At 61.8% G+C, this 22,549-nt stretch carries 21 protein-coding genes and 1 tRNA gene; 12 read left to right on the top strand and 10 right to left on the bottom strand.

Annotated features, from left to right (window positions below; genetic code table 11):
- Nucleotides 1-70: 70 nt before the first annotated feature.
- Complete coding sequence (locus CUJ84_RS38195; protein WP_199788762.1) at nucleotides 71-208, bottom strand: hypothetical protein; 138 nt, start codon at nucleotides 206-208, stop codon at nucleotides 71-73.
- A gap of 813 nt (nucleotides 209-1,021) precedes the next feature.
- Nucleotides 1,022-1,095: transfer RNA gene (locus CUJ84_RS02375), tRNA-Gln, on the bottom strand.
- 242 nt (nucleotides 1,096-1,337) lie between these two features.
- Between CUJ84_RS02375 and CUJ84_RS02380 the strand changes: the two genes are divergently transcribed.
- The 3 genes from CUJ84_RS02380 (at nucleotide 1,338) to CUJ84_RS02390 (ending at nucleotide 4,182) form a co-directional block, all read left to right on the top strand.
- Nucleotides 1,338-2,906 (top strand): Ppx/GppA phosphatase family protein, encoded by a 1,569-nt coding sequence (locus CUJ84_RS02380; RefSeq protein ID WP_105005035.1) that lies wholly within the window; start codon nucleotides 1,338-1,340, stop codon nucleotides 2,904-2,906.
- A 14-nt stretch (nucleotides 2,907-2,920) separates the two neighbouring features.
- Nucleotides 2,921-3,640 carry an RlmE family RNA methyltransferase gene (locus tag CUJ84_RS02385; protein ID WP_105005036.1) on the top strand — a complete coding sequence of 240 codons (720 nt, stop codon included), beginning with the start codon at nucleotides 2,921-2,923 and terminating at the stop codon, nucleotides 3,638-3,640.
- 158 nt (nucleotides 3,641-3,798) lie between these two features.
- Complete coding sequence (locus tag CUJ84_RS02390) at nucleotides 3,799-4,182, top strand: VOC family protein (protein ID WP_105005037.1); 384 nt, start codon at nucleotides 3,799-3,801, stop codon at nucleotides 4,180-4,182.
- Between the two features lie 109 nt (nucleotides 4,183-4,291).
- Here CUJ84_RS02390 and CUJ84_RS02395 read toward each other — a convergent pair whose 3' ends face one another.
- On the bottom strand, nucleotides 4,292-5,716 hold the full coding sequence (locus tag CUJ84_RS02395) for a DHA2 family efflux MFS transporter permease subunit (RefSeq protein ID WP_105005038.1): 1,425 nt from the start codon (nucleotides 5,714-5,716) through the stop codon (nucleotides 4,292-4,294).
- Between the two features lie 242 nt (nucleotides 5,717-5,958).
- Between CUJ84_RS02395 and CUJ84_RS02400 the strand changes: the two genes are divergently transcribed.
- From CUJ84_RS02400 to CUJ84_RS02425, 5 genes are all read left to right on the top strand, one after another.
- Nucleotides 5,959-6,951 carry an MBL fold metallo-hydrolase gene (locus tag CUJ84_RS02400; RefSeq protein WP_105005039.1) on the top strand — a complete coding sequence of 331 codons (993 nt, stop codon included), beginning with the start codon at nucleotides 5,959-5,961 and terminating at the stop codon, nucleotides 6,949-6,951.
- Nucleotides 6,952-7,230: 279 nt separating this feature from the next.
- On the top strand, nucleotides 7,231-8,715 hold the full coding sequence (gene guaB / locus CUJ84_RS02410) for an IMP dehydrogenase (RefSeq protein WP_105005040.1): 1,485 nt from the start codon (nucleotides 7,231-7,233) through the stop codon (nucleotides 8,713-8,715).
- Between the two features lie 2 nt (nucleotides 8,716-8,717).
- Nucleotides 8,718-9,272, top strand: a complete 555-nt coding sequence (locus CUJ84_RS02415) for a hypothetical protein (RefSeq protein WP_105005041.1) — start codon at nucleotides 8,718-8,720, stop codon at nucleotides 9,270-9,272.
- A gap of 168 nt (nucleotides 9,273-9,440) precedes the next feature.
- Nucleotides 9,441-9,857, top strand: a complete 417-nt coding sequence (locus tag CUJ84_RS02420; protein WP_105005042.1) for an MAPEG family protein — start codon at nucleotides 9,441-9,443, stop codon at nucleotides 9,855-9,857.
- 224 nt (nucleotides 9,858-10,081) lie between these two features.
- Entirely contained in the window at nucleotides 10,082-10,723 is a 642-nt protein-coding gene (locus tag CUJ84_RS02425; protein ID WP_075224352.1) for a TetR/AcrR family transcriptional regulator, read from the top strand.
- Between the two features lie 6 nt (nucleotides 10,724-10,729).
- Here CUJ84_RS02425 and CUJ84_RS02430 read toward each other — a convergent pair whose 3' ends face one another.
- Entirely contained in the window at nucleotides 10,730-11,686 is a 957-nt protein-coding gene (locus CUJ84_RS02430) for a LysR substrate-binding domain-containing protein (RefSeq protein ID WP_032986695.1), read from the bottom strand.
- 215 nt (nucleotides 11,687-11,901) lie between these two features.
- On the opposite strand from CUJ84_RS02430, the gene CUJ84_RS02435 reads away from it, so the two are divergent.
- Nucleotides 11,902-12,201 (top strand): DUF1127 domain-containing protein, encoded by a 300-nt coding sequence (locus tag CUJ84_RS02435; RefSeq protein WP_105005043.1) that lies wholly within the window; start codon nucleotides 11,902-11,904, stop codon nucleotides 12,199-12,201.
- A 312-nt stretch (nucleotides 12,202-12,513) separates the two neighbouring features.
- On the opposite strand, the gene CUJ84_RS02440 is transcribed toward CUJ84_RS02435, so the two are convergent.
- The 5 genes from CUJ84_RS02440 to CUJ84_RS02460 all read right to left on the bottom strand — a co-directional run bounded on the left by CUJ84_RS02440 (nucleotide 12,514) and on the right by CUJ84_RS02460 (nucleotide 18,141).
- Nucleotides 12,514-13,380, bottom strand: a complete 867-nt coding sequence (locus CUJ84_RS02440; RefSeq protein WP_105005044.1) for a DUF937 domain-containing protein — start codon at nucleotides 13,378-13,380, stop codon at nucleotides 12,514-12,516.
- Between the two features lie 307 nt (nucleotides 13,381-13,687).
- Nucleotides 13,688-15,061, bottom strand: coding sequence for a glutamate--cysteine ligase (locus CUJ84_RS02445; RefSeq protein WP_105005045.1), 1,374 nt, complete (start codon nucleotides 15,059-15,061; stop codon nucleotides 13,688-13,690).
- A 146-nt stretch (nucleotides 15,062-15,207) separates the two neighbouring features.
- Nucleotides 15,208-15,945, bottom strand: coding sequence for a 16S rRNA (uracil(1498)-N(3))-methyltransferase (locus CUJ84_RS02450; RefSeq protein ID WP_105005046.1), 738 nt, complete (start codon nucleotides 15,943-15,945; stop codon nucleotides 15,208-15,210).
- A gap of 121 nt (nucleotides 15,946-16,066) precedes the next feature.
- Nucleotides 16,067-17,566 carry an inorganic phosphate transporter gene (locus CUJ84_RS02455; RefSeq protein WP_105005047.1) on the bottom strand — a complete coding sequence of 500 codons (1,500 nt, stop codon included), beginning with the start codon at nucleotides 17,564-17,566 and terminating at the stop codon, nucleotides 16,067-16,069.
- Between the two features lie 62 nt (nucleotides 17,567-17,628).
- Nucleotides 17,629-18,141 (bottom strand): NUDIX hydrolase, encoded by a 513-nt coding sequence (locus tag CUJ84_RS02460; protein WP_105005048.1) that lies wholly within the window; start codon nucleotides 18,139-18,141, stop codon nucleotides 17,629-17,631.
- Nucleotides 18,142-18,374: 233 nt separating this feature from the next.
- On the opposite strand from CUJ84_RS02460, the gene CUJ84_RS02465 reads away from it, so the two are divergent.
- Complete coding sequence (locus tag CUJ84_RS02465; RefSeq protein WP_105005049.1) at nucleotides 18,375-19,283, top strand: LysR substrate-binding domain-containing protein; 909 nt, start codon at nucleotides 18,375-18,377, stop codon at nucleotides 19,281-19,283.
- Nucleotides 19,284-19,381: 98 nt separating this feature from the next.
- Entirely contained in the window at nucleotides 19,382-20,539 is a 1,158-nt protein-coding gene (locus CUJ84_RS02470; protein ID WP_105005050.1) for an adenosylhomocysteinase, read from the top strand.
- A gap of 18 nt (nucleotides 20,540-20,557) precedes the next feature.
- Here CUJ84_RS02470 and CUJ84_RS02475 read toward each other — a convergent pair whose 3' ends face one another.
- Complete coding sequence (locus CUJ84_RS02475; RefSeq protein WP_105005051.1) at nucleotides 20,558-21,553, bottom strand: zinc-dependent alcohol dehydrogenase family protein; 996 nt, start codon at nucleotides 21,551-21,553, stop codon at nucleotides 20,558-20,560.
- 138 nt (nucleotides 21,554-21,691) lie between these two features.
- On the opposite strand from CUJ84_RS02475, the gene CUJ84_RS02480 reads away from it, so the two are divergent.
- Entirely contained in the window at nucleotides 21,692-22,543 is an 852-nt protein-coding gene (locus CUJ84_RS02480; RefSeq protein WP_105005052.1) for a LysR family transcriptional regulator, read from the top strand.
- Nucleotides 22,544-22,549 lie beyond the last annotated feature (6 nt).

Genomic DNA, 22,549 nt, shown 5'->3' on the forward strand with positions numbered 1-22,549 from the left:
CTGGACTGTGAGGCATTTTATACGACGGTAGGGACGGCGACCTATTTTCCATTTGGCCTAATAGCACACGCTAGAACTCGAACGTGTCCGGCTTGTAAACCCGGCGAAACTCTGCGTCCCATGGATCGAAAAATTTCTCGCCTTTTGGAAGGGGCGGCTTGGTCGGCCGCTCGTCTTCGTCTCTGTTTTGGTCTTTCGAATCGTTCATAGTCACCTTCTACCGAGGTGAATCGGATGCGTCGACCGTCAGCGGAACACGTTTTGTGGACGTCGATAGATTGTGTGATTGGACGAGATGCCGGCTTGATCGAACCGATGGTCATCTACTGGTAATAAGGGCGCCGACGGCAGCACCAAGCGACGCACAGAAGGTAATGCCAATCACAGCGTCATCAAAAATCACGCTGCCGACGGCGGCGCCTATTCCAATTCCGATCGTTGCGCCCAGGGCCATGTGATTTCATCTGTAAAAAGACCGGTTGCCGGTCAGATGGCAGCACATTGCCTTAGTAGCGTGGCCAAATCAGGGTGCGCCCCCGCTGATCGGTAAGCGCTGTCACTCTGAAAATTGATCCTCCGCTGAATAGCTCAATGGCTGTTACGCTATCAATCATCGCATTCCATGTCGGCGATCGTCTGCCAACACCACAGCGTGCTCCGACAGTCGAAAAAGCTGTTCCTGCTTAGCTTTCGACTTCCCGATATAGAAATGTGGATATGCAATGAGCCGGGCATCTTAAAACAGCCGTTGGCACGGGTAGCGTGAGGGCCGCTTTCTCGGCTCCCTAAGAGCGGTCCTTTTTACGCAGGACGCCCGGTGTCGACGTTAGCGGCACCGGGCGTAGCCTACAGAGTTCCTGATGACTCGCAACATGTTGCATTTCATGTCGCGTGGATTTGCCGCTACCTATTGGAAATCGTTGGAGATCAACGGTAGCGTGTTGCAAAACGACGCGACAAGAACTGCCTCGATCGAACAATCAAGCGCATGCTAACTATTTGATAACGTTTGGAAAAACTTTGGCTGGGGAACCTGGATTCGAACCAAGATTAACGGAGTCAGAGTCCGTCGTTCTACCATTGAACTATTCCCCAGCATAAGCGAACCGGCGGACGGTCGGCTGGTGTGTGGCGCTTATAACCAAAAGCCGGGGGATTGCAAATAGCTGTTTTGAAAAAAATCGGTGCTGCCGCGGAAAGGTGAAACCGCTGCAAATCCCCTGTCCAAAAAAGAATTTGGCGATTTCGGCGGGCGCTGATATTCTTGCCGCAACGCAAAAATCGAATGAGCGCCTGCTGCATATCTCAAGACTTGCGCGGCGCGATGGAAAAACAACGTGGAAGACCCCGAAGGCGGCGCAAAGCTGCAATTTGACGGGGCGTCGGCGGCAGGGCGCAAGGACGGCAAGAAGTCCAGGCGCCGCAAGGGCAAACGTGGCGGGCAGTCCCGCAACGGTGCTCATCCCGCTTCGCATGAGCCTTCCGGCGGTGCCGGACAGCCTGCGCGCCCGATGGAAGATGCAGCCGGCAATCCGGCACGCAAGCGCAAGCGTCGTCGTCGTGGCGGCCATGGTGCTGTGCAGGACGGTTCACCTCAACCTCATATGATGGAACAGGCCGGAGCGGCAGATCCTGCCGCCCGCTCCGATGGCGATTCGGCGCCCAGCCGTCGCAACCGCCGCAAGCATCGCGGCAAGCGCGGTCTGCAGGGCCGGCCGCTGACACCGGCAAAACCATCAGGTGTCTCGCAACAGGAACGCCGCGCGGAAGAGACGGCGCTCGGTGGCGAACTGCGTGAAACACTGAATGGTGCGAGCGCCAACCGCAGGGGCCGCCAGGAAAGCCATCCCCATCCCGGGCATCAGGGGGATCGCCAGGCCGGCGAGCATGTGTGGCCGGAGGAGCTCTATGCTGCCCTCGATCTCGGCACCAACAATTGCCGTCTCCTCATTGCCCAGCCGACTCGTCCGGGACAATTTCGCGTCGTCGATGCTTTTTCCCGCATCGTACGCCTCGGCGAAGGCCTTGCGGCCAGCGGACGTCTGTCCGACGAGGCGATGGAGAGGGCGATCGAGGCGTTGAGGATCTGCGCCTCCAAGCTCAGGAACCGGGAGATCCGCCGCATGCGGCTGATCGCCACCGAAGCCTGCCGCCAGGCGGTCAATGGCGAGGAATTCCTCAGCCGGGTCGTTGCCGAAACCGGCCTCGCGCTGGAGATCATCGATCGCGAAACCGAAGCGCGGCTTGCCGTCTCCGGCTGCTCCTCGCTGGTCGGTCGCGAGACGCGCTCCGTCGTGCTCTTCGATATCGGTGGCGGCTCGTCGGAGATTGCCGTCATCCGCATCGGCGACAATCGCTTCAGCCGCCTCGCCAATCACATCACCCACTGGACCTCGCTGCCGGTCGGCGTCGTGACGCTATCGGAGCGCCATGGCGGGCACGACGTCACGCCGCAGGCCTTCGAAGGCATGGTGCGCGAAGTCGAAGGCATGCTTGGACGCTTCGATTGCCCGGAGATCGAGGTCGCCCAGACCGGCGACTTTCATCTGATCGGCACATCGGGCACGGTGACGACGCTTGCCGGCGTGCATCTCGACCTGCCGCGTTATGACCGGCGCAAGGTCGATGGCATCTGGCTGTCCGACGATGAGGTCTCCGCCATGCAGGCAAAGCTTCTCTCCTGGGATTTCGCAAGCCGCGCCGCCAATCCCTGCATCGGGCCTGACCGGGCCGATCTGGTGCTCGCCGGCTGCGCCATTCTCGAGGCGATCCGCCGCCGCTGGCCGAGCCCGCGCATGCGCGTCGCCGATCGTGGCTTGAGGGAAGGCCTGCTCACCGACATGATGGCCGATGACGGCGTGTGGCGGCGCAACCGCAACCGCCGCGGCCAGCGCGTGAGATCGTGAGATAAGGAATAGGCATGACCAAGGCACCGATCGCGGGAAACCGCACCGGCCGCAAGCTCGGCCAGCGCGTCAAGAACAAGAAGATGAAGGCCTCCTCCCGCCAATGGCTGGAGCGCCACATCAACGATCCCTATGTGCAGCGCGCCCAGCTCGAAGGTTATCGCGCCCGTGCCGCCTTTAAGCTGCTGGAGATCGACGAGAAACATCATATCCTGCGCGGCGCCAAGCGCATCATCGATCTCGGCGCTGCGCCGGGCAGCTGGTCGCAGATCGCAGCCAAGGTCACCGGCTCGACAGATGATGATATTCGCGTGGCTGCGATCGATTTCCTTGAAATGACCCAGCTGCCGGGGGTCAAGATCCTGCAGCTCGATTTCCTCGATCCGACCGCACCGGAAAAGCTGTTGGAGGCCGTCGGCGGCACGCCTGACCTCGTCATATCGGACATGGCGGCGCCCACCACCGGCCACCACCGCACCGACCATCTGCGCACCATGCATCTGTGCGAAGTCGCGGCCCATTTCGCCGTCGAAGTGCTCCAGGAAGGCGGGCACTTCCTTACCAAGACTTTTCAGGGCGGCACCGAGCGTGAGCTTCTCGCCATGCTGAAGCAGAACTTCCGCCAGGTCGTCCATGTCAAGCCGAACTCGTCGCGCGCCGAATCGGTCGAGATGTTCCTGCTGGCCAAGGGGTTCAAGGGGCGCAAAGCTGAAGGCGACGCTGAAGAAGCTTGATCTTCGGGCCGGTCCTGACGGATGATGGCAATCGACTGCATAGCTCCTTAAAACGGTATCGATTTAAGGATGAGATATGCAGCAATGGAAAGCGTTGCCGCGACCTTTGCGCATCTGAAAGGGCGCGCGGCGCTGTCAGGATTTGAACCGCCGATCCCATGCTTCTTTACGTCACGCTCGGAACCAACGACCTCTATCGCGCAGGGCATTTTTATGATGCCGTGTTGCCTGTGCTCGGCTATCGCCGCCAGCGTTCTTCCGAAGAGGAAATCGGTTATGCCGTCGAGGGCGATACGCGCTGCCGCTTCTGGGTGGTGACGCCCTTCAATCGCCGCCGGGCGACCGCAGGCAATGGCGCCATGATCGCGCTTGCAGCCGAAACGCGGGCGGATGTCGACGCCTTCCATGCGGCGGCGATCGCGGCAGGCGCCGTGGATGAAGGCAAGCCCGGCCTGCGCTCCTACCATGCCCATTTCTACGCCGCCTATGTACGTGATCTCGACGGCCACAAGCTCTCTGCCGTCTGCGAAAGCCCGGAGTAACGGCTGCCTCAAGCGCGTCGCATCTTTCAGATCGCTCCTCGCGCTTTAGGTCTTTGTTTCCACGCATGTCGTTCCCGCAAAACCGCTGCACACTTTTGCGCGACATGCTTTATTTCACCGCGTGCTGTTCGGCTTCAACAGTTGCTGCTGTCATCGTCTTCAAGCGGTGGCCGGAAACGAGCGCACCGGCATTGCGGTCCATCCGGATGAAGGGAATGGTCGCAATGACAGTCAGTCCGGCAATGATATAGAAGGCAAGGTGGAAATCGGCCACCTGCAACGCTTCGCCGCTGATATAGATCGAGCTCTCCAGGATCGCGGCGGCGACCGCAACGCCGAGCGCCAAGCTGACCTGCTGCATCACCGAGCTCATCGATGTCGCCTGGCTGGCTTCGGCATCATCGATGTCGGCGAAGGCAAGCGCATTGACCCCGGTGAACATGAAGGAGCGGGAGAAGCCGCCGAGCAGCAGCACGCCGATGATGACGAGGTGCGGCGTCGACGGCGTGAACAGGCCGGTGATAACGGTCACGGCAGTCGTGACGACGGCCGCACCGAGAAGCGTGGTGCGGAAGCCGGCGGCGGCGAAGACCCGCTTTGCCATGAACTTGGTGGTGATCGCCCCGATCGCGCCGGCAAAGGTGATGAGGCCGGATTGGAACGGCGTCAGCCCGAAGCCGAGCTGCAGCATCAACGGCGTCAGGAAGGGCATGGCGCCGACGCAAATGCGAAACAGCGTGCCGCCCAAGGTGGAGGCCCGAAACGTCGGGTTCTTGAACAGGTTGAGGTTGAGGATCGGTGCCGGGTGACGCTTGGCATGGCGCACGTAAAGGAAGCCGCAGGTGAGGCCGATCAAGGTGGCGGTGACGCCGATGATCGGGGGCAGGGCCGGCAGACTGACCACCGACAGGCCGAAGACGACGCCCGCAGCCGAAAGCGAGGTCAGCACGAAACCGGTGAAATCGAGCCGCGGCGGCGCCGTCGCTTCCACCTCCGGCAGGAAGATCGTCGCAAGCCAGATACCGATAATGCCGACCGGCACGTTGATCAGGAAGATCCAGTGCCAGCTGAAATAGGTGGTGATGAAGCCGCCGAGCGGCGGTCCTGTGAGCGGGCCGACAAGGGCCGGGATGGTGAGCAGCGCCATGGCCGAGACCAGATCGCTGCGCTTCGTGGTACGCACCAGCACGAGGCGGCCGACCGGCGTCATCATCGCGCCGCCCATGCCCTGCAGGAAGCGGGCGAACACGAATTCGACGAGGTTGGACGAGATGGCGCAGAAGATCGAGCCGATGACGAAGACGGAGATGGCAAGCCGGAAGATCTTCTTGGCGCCGAACCTGTCGGCCATCCAGCCGCTGACCGGGATGAACACCGCCAGCGCCACCATGTAGGAGGTCAGCGCCAGCTTCAGCGTGATCGGCCCGACATGCAAATCCGCCGCGATCGCCGGCAGCGCCGTCGCAATGACGGTCGAGTCCATCTGTTCCATGAAAAGGGCGACGGCAAGGATCAGCGGGACGATGCGATTCATAGGCGGGAGCCTTGATGGGGCAGCGGATTGGAGCTGGGAAGGCCCGTGCTGTTTAGTCCCAGCTGCGGGTTATGCCAATCCCCAAATCCGGGTCGACGACACGTTTGCTTCACGTCTGCGTGAGACGGCTTGCGCATCAACGTCGCGTGTCAAGATTGAGATATGTCGACTCCGCCGGGCAGGAAACCCGGCGGAACTGACATCGGGGGCCGTGCGGCGACGCACCGCACGTCATAAGGCATATGGCAATTTCATCGGGAATAAAGCGGCGCACCCTTTTTGCCGCAGGCCTTGGCCTGCTGGCGGCGCCGGCAATTTTTAAAGAGAGGGCCGAAGCGGCCGCAACTGGAGAAAACAATCATATGGATGGAACGCCTTTGCCCGAGATCAATCAATTCAAGCTCGGTTCCTATAAGTTCAGCGTCGTCCGCGACGGCACCAGCATTGTCGAAAAGCCCTATGAAACCTTCGGCACCAATCAGGATCCCGAAACGGTCAAGGCGTTGCTGACTGCAAACTTCCTGCCGGCCGACAAGTTCATGAATGGCTATACGCCGGCTCTCATCGATACCGGTTCGGATGTCATCCTCGTCGATACCGGCTTCGGCGCCAGCGGCCGCCCACGCGGCGCCGGTCAGCTGACCGAAGGCCTGAAGGCGGCGGGATATTCGGCCGACGACGTCACGCTGGTGGCGCTGACCCATCTGCACGGCGATCATATTGGCGGTCTGATGGAAGACGGCGCGGCTGCCTTCAAGAATGCCCGCTATGTTGTCGGCCAGGCCGAATATGATTTCTGGTCGGACAAGGCGCGTGAGGGCACGCCGGCCGAGGGCGGCCACAAGGCGGTGCTCGCCAATGTCGTGCCGTTCGCCGAAAAGACCACCTTCGTCAAGGAAGGTGATAGCGTCGCACCCGGCATAACGGCGATGCTGGCGGCCGGCCACTCACCGGGGCATATGGTGTTTCACGTCGAATCCGAGGGCAAGCGCCTTGTGCTGACCGGCGATACGGCCAACCATTATATCCTGTCGCTGCTGCGGCCGGATTGGGAGGTGCGCTTCGACATGGACAAGACGCAGGCGGCGGCCACGCGCCGCAAGGTCTTCGAGATGATTGCGAGCGAGAAGATCGCCTTCCTTGGCTACCACATGCCGTTCCCGGCGGTCGGCTTCGTCGAGCGGCAGGATGGCGGTTATCGCTTCGTGCCGAAGACCTATCAGTTCGACATCTGATCTGGAGCGGTTCAGCCTTTCACGGAAGCGCTGGACCGCTCTAGCTGTTTGTTTTTACCCAATTCCGAGCGGAAAAGCACTAAGCGCTTTTCCTGCAATGCTCTTGGCGCATGGCACCCATGACGAGCCTGGCGGGCATGCCGGGCTTTTTGCTATTTCCTTCCTGTCATAGACGTGTTACCAGCCCTCGCCAACTTCCAAGCAACCCATGCAGACCGCCGGGGCGGACGATTCGTTTCCGGACAGGGTCGCATTTTTATCAAATGAAGGAATTTGGCCATGGCACGCATCATTGAAACGGCAACTGGCGCAGACGCGCTTACCTTCGACGACGTGCTGCTGCAGCCAGGACATTCCGAGGTCATGCCCGGCCAGACGAATATCTACACCCGCATCGCCCGGGATTTCGAACTCAACATCCCGATCATCTCATCAGCCATGGATACCGTCACCGAGAGCCGCCTGGCGATCGCCATGGCCCAGGCCGGCGGCCTCGGGGTCATTCATCGCAATCTGACGCCGATCGAACAGGCCGAGCAGGTCCGGCAGGTGAAGAAGTTTGAAAGCGGCATGGTCGTCAATCCGGTGACGATCGGCCCGGATGAAACGCTTGCCGATGCGCTCGGGCTCATGAAATCCTACAGCATTTCCGGCATCCCTGTCGTCGAGAAGTCCGGCCGCCTCGTCGGGATCCTGACCAACCGCGACGTCCGCTTCGCTTCCGATCAGGAACAGAAGATCCATGAACTGATGACCAAGGACAATCTGGTCACCGTCAAGGAAAACGTCGATCAGCAGGAGGCCAAGCGCCTGCTGCATTCGCATCGCATCGAGAAGCTGCTGGTGGTCGATACCGAAGGCCGCTGCGTCGGCCTCATCACCGTCAAGGATATCGAGAAGTCGCAGTTGAACCCGAACGCTTCCAAGGATGCGCAGGGCAGGCTTCGCGCTGCCGCCGCCATCAGCGTCGGCGATGACGGCTTCGAGCGTGCCGAGCGACTGATCGAGGCCGGCGTCGACCTTCTGGTTGTTGATACCGCCCATGGCCACTCGCAGCGCGTCCTCGATGCCGTCAGCCGGGTCAAGAAGCTTTCGAACTCGGTGCGCATCATGGCCGGCAACGTCGCCACCTATGACGGCACCAGGGCGCTGATCGATGCCGGTGCCGATGCCGTCAAGGTGGGCATCGGCCCGGGTTCGATCTGCACGACGCGCATCGTCGCCGGCGTCGGCGTGCCGCAGCTCGCCGCCATCATGTCGGCGGTGCAGGCCGCGAATGATCAGGACGTGCCCGTCATCGCCGATGGCGGCATCAAGTTCTCCGGCGATCTTGCCAAGGCGATCGCCGCCGGCGCTTCCGCGGTCATGATCGGCTCGCTGCTTGCCGGCACCGATGAGAGCCCGGGCGAGGTCTATCTCTACCAGGGTCGCTCCTTCAAGGCCTATCGCGGCATGGGCTCCGTCGGCGCCATGGCCCGTGGTTCGGCCGACCGCTATTTCCAGGCGGAAGTGCGCGACACGCTGAAGCTCGTGCCGGAGGGCATCGAGGGCCAGGTTCCGTACAAGGGGCCGGTTTCGGGTGTTATCCACCAGCTCGCCGGCGGCCTCAAAGCGGCCATGGGTTATGTCGGCGGCAAGGACCTCAAGGATTTCCAGGACCGCGCCACGTTCGTGCGCATCTCCGGTGCCGGTCTTCGCGAAAGCCACGCGCATGACGTGACGATCACCCGCGAGAGCCCGAACTATCCGGGCGCCGGCCTCTGACCATGAAGGCGGGCAGCGGGATTCCTCTCTGGATCGTCGCGCTGCTCGCAGCCCTCTGTCTTGCAGTGCTCGCCTGGACGACCTTCGGCTTCGTCGTTCCGTTCAAGCACGAAACCGGCCAGGCGGTGCTCGACACCTATTTCGCCGGCTACGACGAGTCTGCGGTCTTCCACATGCAGAAGCTGCTCGATGAGAACGAGACGGCGACCAGATTGCTGCGCGCCATGTATTTCGGGCCGGAGCTGATCTTTCCGGCATTGCTGACGGCGCTGCTGTTCCTCGCCTTCCTCAAGCTCGGTTCCGGCGGCGCATGGTTCGGCCGATCGGCGCATCCGCTCGTTGGCAAGGCGGTCTACCTGCTGCCGTTCATCTACGGCATCGCCGACTACGGCGAAAACATCTCGAGCCTGATCGCCTTCGGCGACGGTGCGTCCGCAAGTCTTGCAACCCAGCTGCTGCCGTGGATGACACGGCTGAAATTCGCAAGCCTTGCCATCTGCTTGATCCTCATCGCCCGGCTTGCCATCGCCCGCTGGCTCTCGCCGCGCCAGGACTGAGGCGCCGGATTCCATCCAGCTCCATGTCGAAAAGCCGAGACACCTGCGCCGACGTGCCTTAGCGACGCAGGTGCCGATGGGGCGTTGCCCTATGCTGGTATCCAGCTCCCCTTTCGGCTAATGCTCGCGTCGAAAGCGGAAGCGGAAGCGGAAAGGAAACGGCCACACATGACCGGCTATCAAATCTTCTGGCCACTCCTCGCCCATGTGGCCCTGATCTATGGTCTTTATGCGCTTCTTGGGCTTCGGCGCGCAAAAATGATCCGCGCCGGCAGCATCGCAAAATCGGATTATCGCGAAAACCGTGACGAGCCGGCCGAAAGCCTTGTCGTCAAGAACTGCCTTGCCAACCAGTTCGAACTTCCTGTGCTCTTCTACGCCTGCTGCATTATTCTCTATGTCGCCGAGGCCGACAATATCGTCGCCCTCGGCCTCGCCTGGGCCTTCGTCGCCCTGCGTTACGCCCACGCCGCCATCCATGTCACCAGCAACGACCTGCGCTATCGCAGCCCGATCTTCGCTGCCGGTTACCTGGCCCTGGCCGCCATGTGGGTCTGGCTCGCCATTTGGATGGCGATGGGGTGAAGCGGCAGACGAGTTGGCCCATCAACCGTCATGCGGACCAGATCGCTTGGATCTGGTTGTGAGTCGATAAAACCGCAGCCTGAAATCGCGATTTCACACGCTTTTCCCGGCCGTTAAAATGCGAACGTTTCCATTTACGGCGGATGAAGACCTGCATGTCATATCGACCCGACGCGGTGGTTTGGCACATGCCTTCCGCCGCGAACAAAAAGAATGGGAACGACATGGGTGCGGAAAGCATGGATCGGATAGGCCTGCGCAGGAAGCCGAAGCAGGAGCGCAGCATCCAGAGGCTGGACCTCATTCTCGCCGCCGCCGCCAAGATCATCGCCGAAAAGGGCGTCAGCGCCATGCGGATGACGGAGCTCGCCGCCGCCGCCAAGGTGCCGATCGGCTCGGTTTACCAGTATTTCCCGGAGAAGGCGGCGATCGTCAAAGCCCTGTTCGACCAGCACGCCTCGGCGATCCAGGCGAAGATGGCGGCGATGTTCACCAACGTACAGTCACTCGACCAGGCGCTCGACGTCGTCTGCGCCACCATCGACTGGTATTACGATTCCTACCACAACGATCCCGTCTATCTCGGCGTCTGGATGGGAACAGAGACCGACCAGGATCTGTTGCAGCTGAATATCGAGCATAGCGGTCGCGTCGCCGGCATCTTCCATGACGCCGTGCGCCGGCTGGCTCCCGACCTTTGCGATGAAGAAATGTATGCGCGCACTTACCTATTCAGCCACCTGATCGGCGCCGTCATCCGGCTTGCCGCCGTGAGCGAGGAGGCCTTGGCGCGGCGTATGCTCGATGAGTGGAAGCGCGTCATCCGCGCCTCCCTTTTCACCACGACCGTGTCGCGCGCCGCCTGAGAACTCTTACCAGCTTGGGACCATATTGGCCGCCTTCAGCCGCGGATAAAGGCGCGCCTGGGCGGATTTGACGTCCGCCTCGAGGCTGTCGTCGACGACAGTAGGCGTGATATTGTCGAGGCAGGCGGTGATATGCGCCGTGATCGCGTTCATCAGTGAGAGCGAAACGCCCGGTCGCTTCATGATGCCGATCTGCACCGGCGGCAGCGCCGGAAAGCCGTCCGCCTGGCTCAACACTTTCATGCCCGTCCGCAGCGCCGATTCCGGCATCACCGAAACCGCCATGCCGGCAAGCACGGCAGCGGCAACGACGGTGCAGGACCAGCTGGTGAACAGGATCTGGTGCTCGCGTCCCACCGCATCGAGCGCCGAGCAGGCGAGCTGGCGCCACTGGCAGTCGCGCCGGCCGACGGCAAGCGGCACCGGCGCGTCGTCGCGGATCGGATGGTTGGCCGAGCCCACCCAGCAGAGCGGCTCGGTTCTCACCACATCGGACATGCGTTCGCGCGGATTGTGAGTAACGAGCGCAATGTCGAGCTCACCCTTGTGCATGCGTTCGGCAAGATCCACCGAGGGCTCACAGACGATATAAAGCTCGACATTCGGATGCGTCTTGGCGAAGCGGCCGATGATTTCGGGCATGTAGCGGTCGGCATAATCGTCCGGCGTGCCGATCCGCAGCGTCCCCTCCAGCCTGTTGTCGTCGAAAGCGGCGATCGCCTCGTTGTTGAGGCGGATGATGCGCCGGGCATAGTTGAGCAGCTTTTCGCCCTCGACCGTCAGCCGGTTGCCGCGCCCGTCCTTGATGAACAGCTGCTTGCCGATGCGTTCCTCGAGACGGCGCATCTGCATGGAGACGGCCGATTGGGTCTTGTAGACCCTGTCGGCGGCCTTGGTGAAGCTGCCGGAATCGACGATGGCGATGAAAGTCTGCAATTGGTCGAGATCAAGAGGCGCGGACATGTTGTCACCCATAAAGATAGCTGATGATAATCATTAGAAACATTCGTTGGACTGATCAATAGCTCTTTGGCATCTTCGGGATGCAAATCAAGCAAAGTGAAGGACAGACACCCTGCCTGTCCGAGCCCAATTCAGCCTTCCTCCTTCCCGTGCGACCTCGCGGGAGGGGTGGGTTGTTGCGCGCGTAAAAGAAAATCGAAAGAAAGGAGAGTCCCATGCGGATGACAGACAGAACAATAGAACTCGACTGCGGCAAGCTCACCCCGACGTTTTCCCAGCGTCTGGCAGCAGGCCTCGCACCGTTGACCTCCCTCTTTCGCGGGTTCCGCAATCGCATGGAGATCAACGCGCTGCACGATCTGAACGACACGCAGCTGAGGGATATCGGCCTTAGCAGGGCCGACCTGACCTCCGCGTTCCTGGCGTCGACCTTCTTCGAGGACCCGTCGGAACATCTGACGCGCTCGGCGCGCAATCACTGGCGCCTGTCGCTCTTCCGCTCCCACGAAGACTAGGAGCGTCGAGTTTCCCCGCAGGGTGATAGCCAATAGCCCTGCCGCTTAACCCGGTGATCGGCTTTCCCAAGCCATCTCCGGGTTTTTTTATGCCCCAGCGCATCGGCCCGAAAACCGGACTCGATTTTCGGAAAGCACGATGCGAGGATTGAAAGAGTTAGAGCAATTCCAGGAAAAGTGCGAAGCGGTTTTCCGTCCGGAATTACGTAAAAACAAAGGGTTAGAGCGGCTCTGCGCTTCCATGAAAAGGAGAGCCGCTCTAGAGCGTCCTTTATGCGCCCGAAAGGGCGCTCCAATGCGCCGCTTTCGGGGTTATTCGCTGGTCTCAGAGGAGGGCTTCGGCCGATAGGTTTCGAAGATCGCTTCCAGGTTCCTCTGGTAGTTCTTCTGCACTTCCAGTCCGCTGTCGAACATGGCGTTCAGCATCTCGGTATAGCTGTCGGCATTGACCTTTGCCTCTTCCTTCGGCGCCTCCGGCGTCTTGGTTTTAGTCTGGGCCGCCGGCTGCTGGCCAAGCCCGCCCATCATCTCCTGGAAGGCCTTGGCGAAGGGATTGTCGAGGAAGGGGTTCGGCTGAGATGACGCTTCCGGCTTCGGCACCGAAAACATCAGCTGCATCGCCTGCGTGAAGGGATTGTCGAAGATGCTGGGTTCCGGAGCCGTCTTCGGCTTCGGCGCAAAGCCGGTGCTTTCCAGCCATTTCTGGATGGTCTCGTTCATCGCGGTGTTGACGAAGGGGTTGACCGGCGAGGCCATTTGGCCGGTCGTCTGCTTGAAGAGCCCGCCCATCAGCGTATCGGCCAGCACCGGCAGCATCCGTTTGTAGATATCCTGGCCGATGCCGGTCATCTGTGCGGCCTGGGCGGCGACCGCACGCGAAACCTCCTTCGAGCCGAAGAGCTGGGCAAGGATATTGTTGCCGTCGGAAATACCCTCCGGCGTGAACGCCCGGTTCATATCCTCGAAATATCGCGCGTAATTGCCGGAGGAGACCGCCTGCATCAGCCCGACGAAATCATAGGGATTGCTGGTGCTGCGCTTCAGCCCGGCGGAAAAGGCCGGCATCAGCGCCGCCATTGCCTTCGTCGCCTGTTCCTGCGCGAGGTTGAACTGCCGGGCGACCGCCTCCATCGCCGCGCCGTTCTGCGCCTGCATCATCATGTCGAAGAGTGGCAGCATGGAAGTCCCTTTCCCCGGGTCGTGACGCGTTGTAACGCCACTATAACCGGAAATGGCAATGAGCAAACTGCTTTTTGCCATAAGAACTTAGGGAGGAATTTAGCGAGAGCATGCGGCCGAGGCTCCAGCGGCAGGTCGTTGGAGCAAGAGTGCGCCGTGCGTGCTTTCGGACACACAAAGGACGCTCTATCTCTTTCAATCCTCGCATCGTGCTAGGTCGCCGGCCTTCATTTCCGCTGCTCGGAAACAGCCGAAAATAGGGGCGTCAGAGCGATTCCGATAAAAGCGGAACCGCTTTGGGTCGGACTCAGTACTGATAGTCCTCGAAGACCGGTTCCACGGAGCCGTGCCAGCGGCCGTGATAGAGCGAAAGCAGATCCTCGGCGAGCGTCGCCTTCTTGGCGAGCACCTCGTCGAGCGGCGCCAGGAAGATCGTCTCGTCCTGGCCTTCCCGGTTGAGCTTGCCGCGCGCCTTGAGACCGGCCCGTGATATGCCGACCACTTCGCGCGCCATGTCGAAGAGCGGATGTCCGCGAAATTGCGCCTTCAACCCTTCGGCGGGAACGGCATTGCGCAGGGCGCTGATCTCGGCAAAGCTCCAATCCTTCGTCAGCTCGTCGGCGGCCTCGAGTGCCGCATCATCGTAGAGCAGGCCGACCCAGAAGGCCGGCAGCGCACAGATGCGGCGCCACGGGCCGCCGTCGGCGCCGCGCATTTCGAGGAAACGCTTCAGCCGCACGTCGGGGAAAAGTGTCGAAAGATGGTTCGTCCAGTCACCCATCGTCGGCGCCGGATCGGCGACCTCGCCCTTCAATGCGCCGTTCATGAACTGGCGGAAGGTGACATGGGTACAGTCGTGATAGCGGCCGTCACGGACGATGAAATACATCGGCGCGTCGAGCGCCCATTCGGCATAGTCGCGGAAGCCGAAGTCGTCGCGGAAGGTGAAGTCGAGCAGGCCGGCGCGCCGGTTGTCGACGTCGCGCCAGATATCGCCGCGCCAGGAGAGCAGCCCGTTCGGCTTGCCCTCGGTAAAGGGCGAGGATGCGAAGAGGGCGGTCGCCAGCGACTGCAGCTTCATCGAGACGCGCATTTTCTTGCGCATGTCGGCTTCCGAGGAGAAGTCGAGGTTCACCTGGATCGTGCAGGTGCGGTACATCATGTCGAGACCCTGGGTGCCGACCTTCGGCATATAGCGGGTCATGATCTCGTAGCGTGATTTCGGCATCTGCGGGGTTTCCGCATAGGTCCATTTCGGACTGCCGCCGATGCCGAGGAAGCGGATGCCCATCGGCTCGGCGATTTCGCGCAGCGTCGCCAGATGCTGGTTCGATTCCTTGCAGGTCTCGTGGATCGTCTCCAGCGGTGCACCGGAGAGTTCGAATTGGCCGCCGGGCTCGATCGAGATCGCGCCCATGCCATGCTGCTCGGCAAGGCCGATGATGTTGCCGCCGTCGGTGATCGGCTCCCAGCCGCTTTTTTTCTGCAGGCCGGTCAAAAGGGCCGAAATGCTGGCATCGCCGAAATAGGGAACCGGGCTGTTGTCGGCGCGGAAGAAAGCGAATTTCTCGTGTTCGGTGCCGATCCGGAAGCGCTCCCGCGGCTTGTTGCCCGCGGCGATATAATCGGTCAGATCCTGGACCGAAGAGAGCGGTGTCTGGTCGGTAGTGTCGCGGGCCATGCGGGATACCTGTATTCAAAAAGCGCCCAGGGGGCCGGGCAATTGGAAGGGTGATTAGGACCCAAGCCACCCATGTTGCAAGTGAAATTGTTTCAACGATGCATCAAAAAAATAACAGCGATTTCCATGTCAACCCGTTTTCGACCTTAGTTCCAGTCGCCGATCGCCGCCTGGACCACCGCCAAGGCCGCAACGGCTGCCGTATCGGCCCGCAGGATGCGTGGCCCGAGCGGAATGGCGGTGACGAAATCGAGGCTTCGAAGCCGCGCCCGCTCTTCTTCCGAAAAGCCGCCTTCCGGCCCGACGAGCAGAGCGAGATGTCTCTCCCTGATCGCTGAGAGCACCGGCAGCGGGTTTTGCCCGGCATCGCCCTCGTCGCAATAGATGATGCGGCGCTCGCTTGGCCAGCTGTCGAGCAGGTCGAGAAGTCTGACCGGCTCGGCGACATCGGGAATGCCGAGAATGCCGCATTGCTCCGCCGCCTCGACGACATTGGCACGCAGCTTGTCGAGATTGGTGATCTTGCCCTGGACGTGTTGGGTCATGACCGGCTGGAGCAGGCCGGCCCCCATTTCGACGGCTTTCTGCACGAGATAGTCCATGCGGCCGACCTTGAGCGGCGCAAAGAGATAATGCAGGTCGCAAGGCTGCGGCTGCGGCCGCGTCTGTTCGGTGGCCGTAAGCTGAATGCGTTTGCGCGTGGGGAAGGAGAGGGTAGCCTTCCACTCGCCGTCGCGGCCGTTGAAGAGCAGGATCGCCGCACCTTCCTCCATCCTCAGCACATTGGCGAGATAGTTGAACTGATCGGCATTCGCCTCCACGACGGCACCGCTGGAAAGCGGCGCTTCGACGAAAAGCCGTTGCATACGGAAATTGGCGCGCATTTAAAAAACTCGGGGTCTTGAAGCATGTCTCGCAAAACTGTGCAGCGGCTTTGCGACAAAGACATGCAGAAAAACAAAGACCTAAAGCGCGGCACGCGGATCTTCAAGATCGTGACGCGCTTTAGACGAAGAGCGCGAACATAACCCAATAAATCATTGCCGCAAGCGCTGCCGAAACCGGCACTGTGACGATCCAGGCGGCGATGATCGTCATGAAATGCGAACGGCGCACGAGATAGCGCCGCCGCGTCTCGTGGATATTCGGCTCCTCCGGCTCGTCGATATCAAAGCTCTCGGCCTTGCGCCTGATATAGGCGATGCGGCGCTTCGAATGGCGCGTGTACCATTCACGGAAGAATCCGACGCCGAAGACGGCGCCGACGGCGATATGTGTGGTGCTGACCGGCAGGCCGAGCCAGGAGGCGACGATGACGGTAAAGGCCGTCGACAGCGCGACGCAATAGGCCCGCATCGGATTGAGCTTGGTGATCTCCTCGCCGACCAGGCGAATGAGGCGCGGCCCGAAGAGCAGCAGGCCGACGGAGATGCCGAAGGCGCCAATCAGCATCACCCAGAGCGGCGGATGCCCGATGCCGTCGCCGCCGCCGATGCCGACAGAATGGACGATCGCCGACAGCGGCCCGACGGCGTTCGAAACGTCGTTTGCGCCATGCGCGAAGGACAGCAGCGCCGCAGAGCCGATGAGCGGCAGCCGAAACAGCGTCCGCAGCGAGCTATTGCGGTTTTCGAGATCCCGCGCTTGGGCGAGCACGAGCGGCCGGGCGGCAAGCCAGCTCACCAGCCCGATGCCGATCCCGATGAGGAGGACGGTCAGCGGCGGGAACCTGCCCGTGGGCGACAGCTGCAGCACCATATAGGCCATAAAGCCGCCGGCCATCACCGCGACCAGCACCGGCACCCAGCGTTGGGCCGCGGCGACCTTGTCATCGCGATAGATAATGAGGGTCTTGACGAGATAAAGCAGCCCGGCTGCAATCAGCCCGCCGATCAACGGCGAGGTGATCCAGCTCGAGGTGATCTCCAGCATCACCTGCCAGTTCACCGGCTCCGGCCCGACCGCTGAGATGCCGGCCCCGATCACCGCGCCGACGATTGCATGGGTGGTGGAAACCGGCGCGTTCATCCAGGTTGCGAGGTTGATCCAGAGGGCCGCCGCCATCAGCGCCGCCATCATAATCCAGCCAAGCAGCGCTGGCGGTACCTGAACGGCGTCGACGATGTTTGAGGAAATCGTCTTGACGACCTCGCCACCGGCGATCGTGGCGCCAAGAACTTCGAAAATCGCAGCGATGACCAATGCCTGGCCCATCGTCATGGCGCGCGCGCCGACGGCAGCACCAACATTGTTGGTCACGTCATTGGCGCCGATGTTCATCGCCATATAGCCGGCAAGGGCTGCCGCCGCCACGACGAGCATCGCTCCCGGCCGGTCGAACACATAGACGCCGGCAAAGAGCATGGCGAGACCGACGAAAATCAGCCCGAGACCGGGCGCCACCAGCCGCCGCAAAACATGCTTCGCGGCATCCTCGGCATGAGTGATCTTGTCGAGGTCCTTGTCGAGCGTGCGTTTCGTGAGGACTGCGGGACGTGGCGGCATTCTTTTTCCTGAGGATGACTCTGCTTCTACGCTGCTTTCCTAGCAGTGCAAGATGGCAGGATTCATTCCGCCGGAATTTGCTTTGCCGCTGCGACCGAAAGCCGGTCGGTCATCGTCCGCTTAAAGGCGAGCAAGAGGTGGCGGAGCTCCGGTTCACGCACGCGCCCGGCCGCATCGTCGAACGAGACCCATTCGATGCGGCGCTCGCCTTTTTCCTTGAAGTTCTTCGCCATGTCGGTGACTTCGAGTGCATAGACCTGGACTTTGCAGATCACCTGCACCCCGTCGCGCAGCACCTTCGAATAGCTGTAGGCGCCAAGCGTTTCCGTTTCGACTACGCCGCGGACACCGGCTTCCTCGAAGGCTTCCTGCATCGCGACCTCATGGGCGCATTTGCGCGTCATCGGCCAGCCTTTGGGAATGACCCAGCGGCCGGTGTCGCGGCTCGTCATCAACAGCACCTCGGCCTCGCCGCTCTTCTTCTTTACCCGATAGCACAGCGCCCCATATTGCTGCCGCGGCGGACGCCGGAACATCAGTTGCACATCAGAAGCCAGTCGGGCGAGAAGAGTCAATGGTCGGGTCACCTTCGCAGTCGTCGTTAGGAATCACTCATATACGTATATCACGGAAAGCTTACGCAATTCAAAAGGCGCAGCACGACTCGAAACGCGATTTGATCGCCGTTCATAGGGGAAATCGAGGTGTGACAGGTTCGGAAAATCCGTCACACCCTGTCTCGAATGCGTCACATTGCACAGCTGTACAATATGGCGTGATCTTGCCTTTCGTTCAATGGCGAGATCTAGTGATCCACTGTGATTTTGTGAATGTCGTCCTCATGCGTCTTCCACCGCTCAATGCCATCCGCGCCTTCGAGGCCGTCTGCCGTCATGGCAGCATTCTGAAGGCTGCCGAAGAGCTGAATGTGGTGCGCGGCGCGGTACGCCAGCAGATCGCCACGCTGGAGAATCACTTCGGCCGCAAGCTCTTCACGCGTGACGGCCGCAGGCTGGTCCCGACCCTGCAGGCCAGCGCTTTCGCCGAGGCTTCCAGTGCGGCTTTCGACATCCTGCAGCGCGCCGCTTCCGAGCTCGAAGGCACCGTGCCGAGCCGCATCCGTCTCGGCGTGCCCTCCGCCTTCGCGGTCTGGTGGCTGATGCCGCGTATGGCAGGCATGCAAGCGAGCCTCGGCGATACCGTCGACATCGTGCCGATGACCGTGGTCGAGCCGCTGCAGATGCACCCCGAATTGGACGCTGTGATCATGGGCGGCGAATATCGGCCGGCCGCAGGCATTGCCGCCCTGCGGTTCATGGCGGACGAGTTCGGCCCGGTCGCCACGCCTTCGCTTGCCGCGACACTATCGAGCGACCCGGCGACGATGGGCGCGCTGACGATGCTCGCCAGCCGCAGCGTTCCGAAGCTCTGGGACGAATGGTTTGCCGAAAGCGGCACGCCGCCGGTCGTCTTTTCCCGCGTCCAAGAATTCGAGGATCTGCTGCTGGCGCTGGGTGCTGCCCGCTCCGGGCTGGGCATGGCGCTTGCACCACGCGCCTCGATCGAGGACGATCTCAAGCGCGGGCATCTGGTCGCGCCCTACGGCTTCATCTCCCGGCCATCAGGCTACCGCCTCTGCTGCCGCACGCCGGATGCGAAACGGCCGGCCTTTGCGGCCTTGTCCGGTTGGCTGCTTCGTTGTGGGACGCCGGCCTGAAAGAGCAGATTTTCTGCACTCTCGCCAGAATTACTTCCATACTCGCAGCCCTGTTGCTCCGCTAAAAACGGCACCAACACTCACGTAGGAAAGAGATGATGGAAAAGAGCGCAACCCGCATCGACTGGATCGGTAACAGCTGCCGGCTGCTCAGGGCGACGGCCGCCGAATTCGAGCGGACGCTCCCCTTCGAGGGCCTGTCGATCGGCACTGGCATTCATCTGGAGCCGAAGACGGTGGCGCTGCTGATGACGCTTCGCGCCGGCGGCGCGCGTCTCGTCTGCACCGGAAATCTCAACAGCACCCAGCCTTCGACGGTCGAGTTCCTGCGTTCCCAAGGCATCACGGTCTTCGCGACGCAGACGACCGATCCCGCCGCTCACCATCAGAACCTCGAAGCGGTCATTGCCGAAAAGCCGGATCTGCTGCTCGACAATGGCGGCGATCTCTTCGCCATCGCGGCGGAGAAGCCTTACGCCAATCTCCGCGGCGGCACCGAGGAAACCACCTCTGGCCGCACCCGCCTGTTGCCGCTGGGCGCGCGCCTGAACCTGCCGATCCTCGTCATCAACGACAGCCCGATCAAGCAGTTCGCCGAAAACAGGCATGCCGTCGGCCAGAGCCTGTTCGAAAGCTACCTGCGCTTCACCAACCGCTCCACCAACGGCAAACGCGTGACGGTCTTCGGCTACGGCGCCTGCGGCAAGGGCACGGCCGCCTGTTTCCGCAATGCCTTTTCCACCGTCAGCGTCGTGGATATCGATCCGGTGACGACGCTCGAAGCTCATCTCGACGGTTTCGCCACACCGCTGCGCGACGCGGCGATCCGCTCGGCCGATATAATCCTCACCGTCACCGGTTTTGCCGGCATCGTGACGGCAGCCGACCTGCCGCTCATCAAGGACGGCGCGATCCTAATGAATGGCGGCCATTTCCCGCATGAGATCGATGTCGAAGCCTTCCATGGCCATTCCGATGTCGTCGGCATCGATCGCTACGAAGCCGACCATATCGAGACCTTCCATCTCCGCGACGGCCGCTCCTTCCATGTGCTCGGTGGCGGCCACATGGCCAATCTCGCCGGCCCGCGGCCGCTCGGCAATACGGTAGAGTCCATGGATCTCGGCTTCACCCTTCAGGCCCGCTGCCTGGAGCGCATCGCCAAAGGCGAGGCCGGCCCCCAATCCTGCATCGTGCCTGTGCCCGCGGATATCGATGCCATGGTGGCGAACGCCTACCTCGATCTGGCGCGTTAATTCCGCGGACGGATTAGATCAGTCGATCTCGACGACGAGCTTCCCGTCCGCCTGCCGGGTTTCGATCAGCCGATGCGCCTCATCTGTATCGGCAAGGGTGAAGCGGCGTGGGTCGAGCTTCGGCATCACCTTGCCGGCTTCGGCGAGCTTCGTCATCTCCCGCATGATCTCACAGTGATGGGCGCGTCCTTCGCCGGTCAGAAGCGGCAGCAGCGTGAAGACGCCGGAATAGGTGGCGGCCTTGAAGGAGAGCGGCGCCAGCGCATGGCTTCCCCAGCCAAGGCAGCTCACGACGTGGCCGAACTGGCCGACGGCTCGGAATGCCGTATCGAGCCCCTGGCCGCCAACCGTATCGTAGACCAGATCGAAACCCTTGCCGCCGGTGTGTCTTGCGACATAGGTTTCAACCGTTTCCACGTCACGATCGATCGGTGTTGCGCCAAGGCCGGCGAGATAGTCCGCTTTCGAAGCGCCGTCGACCACATACACCTCGGCTCCGGCAGCCTTGGCGATCTGCGCGACGATATGGCCGACACCGCCGCCGCCAATCACCAGAACCTTCTGGCCGGCCTTGACGCCGGCGCGGTCGACAAGCCCCTCCCAGGCGGTGATCGAGATCAGCGGCAGGGCGGCTGCCTCGCGCATCGACAGATTCCGCGGCTTTGGCGCCAGCAGCGCGGCGTCGACAGCTGCAAATTCGGCAAGCGATCCCTGAATACCGCCGACCCCGCCGGTCATGCCGTAGACTGCGTCGCCGCGGCGGAAACCGCTGACGCCAGTTCCGATCTCTTCGACAACGCCGGCCATATCGATACCGACAATGGCGGGAAGCGGATGGCGGGCATGGGCCGCATTGCCGGCCCGGATCTTGAGGTCGAGCGGATTGACGCCGCTTGCCATGATGCGCACCAGAACTTGGCCTTCGCCGGGCACCGGTTTTGCAATATCGGCGATGCGCAATGGCGAATTTGGCGCTTCAGCCAGCAGCGCTTTCATCGGTGATTCTACAGGCATGGAACTCTCCTTCGTTCGCGGTGCGGCGTCTGCAGGGACACCGCAATTGGCGTGGAAGAAAAATGGTTCATTGAAACGCGAATGAAAATGAAAGATAACGGCTGAAGTCCATGCATTTTTGTTTGGCGGATGCGAGCGATGGAATGGAGCGACCTCAAGCTGTTTCTGGCGATCGCGCGGTTTGGCACGCTGGGGGCAGCAGCCCGCAACCTCGGGCTGACGCAGCCGACGATGGGTAGGCGGCTGCGTGCCCTTGAAGCCTCTCTCGGCCAGACGCTTTTTCAGCGCACGACGGATGGATTCGTCCTGACGGACGAAGGGGCAGCCGTGTTCGCCGGCGCTGAACGCATCGAGGAGGAGGCGCTCGCCATGGAGCGCGTCCTTGTCGGCGGCAGCCGCCAGCTCGATGGTTTTCTCAGGCTGTCCTCATCCGATTGGTTCGGCGCACATGTGCTTTCGCCGGTGCTGGCGGAATTCTCGCAAGTCCATCCGAAGGTGGTGGTCGAATTGTTGACCGACAGCCGGCTTCTCAGCCTGTCGCGACGCGAAGCCGACCTCGTCTTCCGCATCCAGCCCTTCGCGGAAGCGGACGTCATATCGCGCAAGCTCATCCATATCGAATATGGCCTTTACATCAGCCGCGGCGCGCTGCACCCCGAAGCCGGCGACGGCGCGGGCACCCGCCTCGTCACCATGGACGAGGCTTTCGGCGATATGCCGGATGTCGGCTGGCTGCGGCGCCTGTTGCCGCGGGCCGACATCGTCATGCGCAGCAACAACCGCGATGTGCAGGCTGCGCTCTGCGCCAACGGAGCCGGGCTCGCCGTCCTGCCACGGCCGCTCGGCGATTCCCTTGCGGCCATCGAACTGGTCGATCTCGGTGAACCGCCACCCGGCCGCGACACCTGGGTCGGCTATCACCGCGACATGAAGCGCTTGGCGCGGCTGCGCGCCCTGCTGGATCTCGTCATCGAGAGGCTGGCGCGCTGAATCGGC

The organism is Rhizobium leguminosarum (genome assembly GCF_002953715.1).
Classification (GTDB): Bacteria; Pseudomonadota; Alphaproteobacteria; order Rhizobiales; family Rhizobiaceae; genus Rhizobium; species Rhizobium leguminosarum_V.

Coding starts and splice junctions, on each gene's coding strand:
- CUJ84_RS02440 (WP_105005044.1), bottom strand. CDS start 13,380: ATGCTGCCACTCTTCGACATGATGATGCAGGCGCAGAACGGCGCGGCG.
- CUJ84_RS02445 (WP_105005045.1), bottom strand. CDS start 15,061: ATGGCCCGCGACACTACCGACCAGACACCGCTCTCTTCGGTCCAGGAT.
- CUJ84_RS02420 (WP_105005042.1), top strand. CDS start 9,441: ATGACCGGCTATCAAATCTTCTGGCCACTCCTCGCCCATGTGGCCCTG.
- CUJ84_RS02480 (WP_105005052.1), top strand. CDS start 21,692: ATGGAATGGAGCGACCTCAAGCTGTTTCTGGCGATCGCGCGGTTTGGC.
- CUJ84_RS02470 (WP_105005050.1), top strand. CDS start 19,382: ATGGAAAAGAGCGCAACCCGCATCGACTGGATCGGTAACAGCTGCCGG.
- guaB (WP_105005040.1), top strand. CDS start 7,231: ATGGCACGCATCATTGAAACGGCAACTGGCGCAGACGCGCTTACCTTC.
- CUJ84_RS02385 (WP_105005036.1), top strand. CDS start 2,921: ATGACCAAGGCACCGATCGCGGGAAACCGCACCGGCCGCAAGCTCGGC.
- CUJ84_RS02415 (WP_105005041.1), top strand. CDS start 8,718: ATGAAGGCGGGCAGCGGGATTCCTCTCTGGATCGTCGCGCTGCTCGCA.
- CUJ84_RS02400 (WP_105005039.1), top strand. CDS start 5,959: ATGGCAATTTCATCGGGAATAAAGCGGCGCACCCTTTTTGCCGCAGGC.
- CUJ84_RS02425 (WP_075224352.1), top strand. CDS start 10,082: ATGGGTGCGGAAAGCATGGATCGGATAGGCCTGCGCAGGAAGCCGAAG.
- CUJ84_RS02450 (WP_105005046.1), bottom strand. CDS start 15,945: ATGCGCGCCAATTTCCGTATGCAACGGCTTTTCGTCGAAGCGCCGCTT.
- CUJ84_RS02455 (WP_105005047.1), bottom strand. CDS start 17,566: ATGCCGCCACGTCCCGCAGTCCTCACGAAACGCACGCTCGACAAGGAC.
- CUJ84_RS02430 (WP_032986695.1), bottom strand. CDS start 11,686: ATGTCCGCGCCTCTTGATCTCGACCAATTGCAGACTTTCATCGCCATC.
- CUJ84_RS38195 (WP_199788762.1), bottom strand. CDS start 208: ATGAACGATTCGAAAGACCAAAACAGAGACGAAGACGAGCGGCCGACC.
- CUJ84_RS02390 (WP_105005037.1), top strand. CDS start 3,799: ATGCTTCTTTACGTCACGCTCGGAACCAACGACCTCTATCGCGCAGGG.
- CUJ84_RS02435 (WP_105005043.1), top strand. CDS start 11,902: ATGCGGATGACAGACAGAACAATAGAACTCGACTGCGGCAAGCTCACC.
- CUJ84_RS02475 (WP_105005051.1), bottom strand. CDS start 21,553: ATGCCTGTAGAATCACCGATGAAAGCGCTGCTGGCTGAAGCGCCAAAT.
- CUJ84_RS02395 (WP_105005038.1), bottom strand. CDS start 5,716: ATGAATCGCATCGTCCCGCTGATCCTTGCCGTCGCCCTTTTCATGGAA.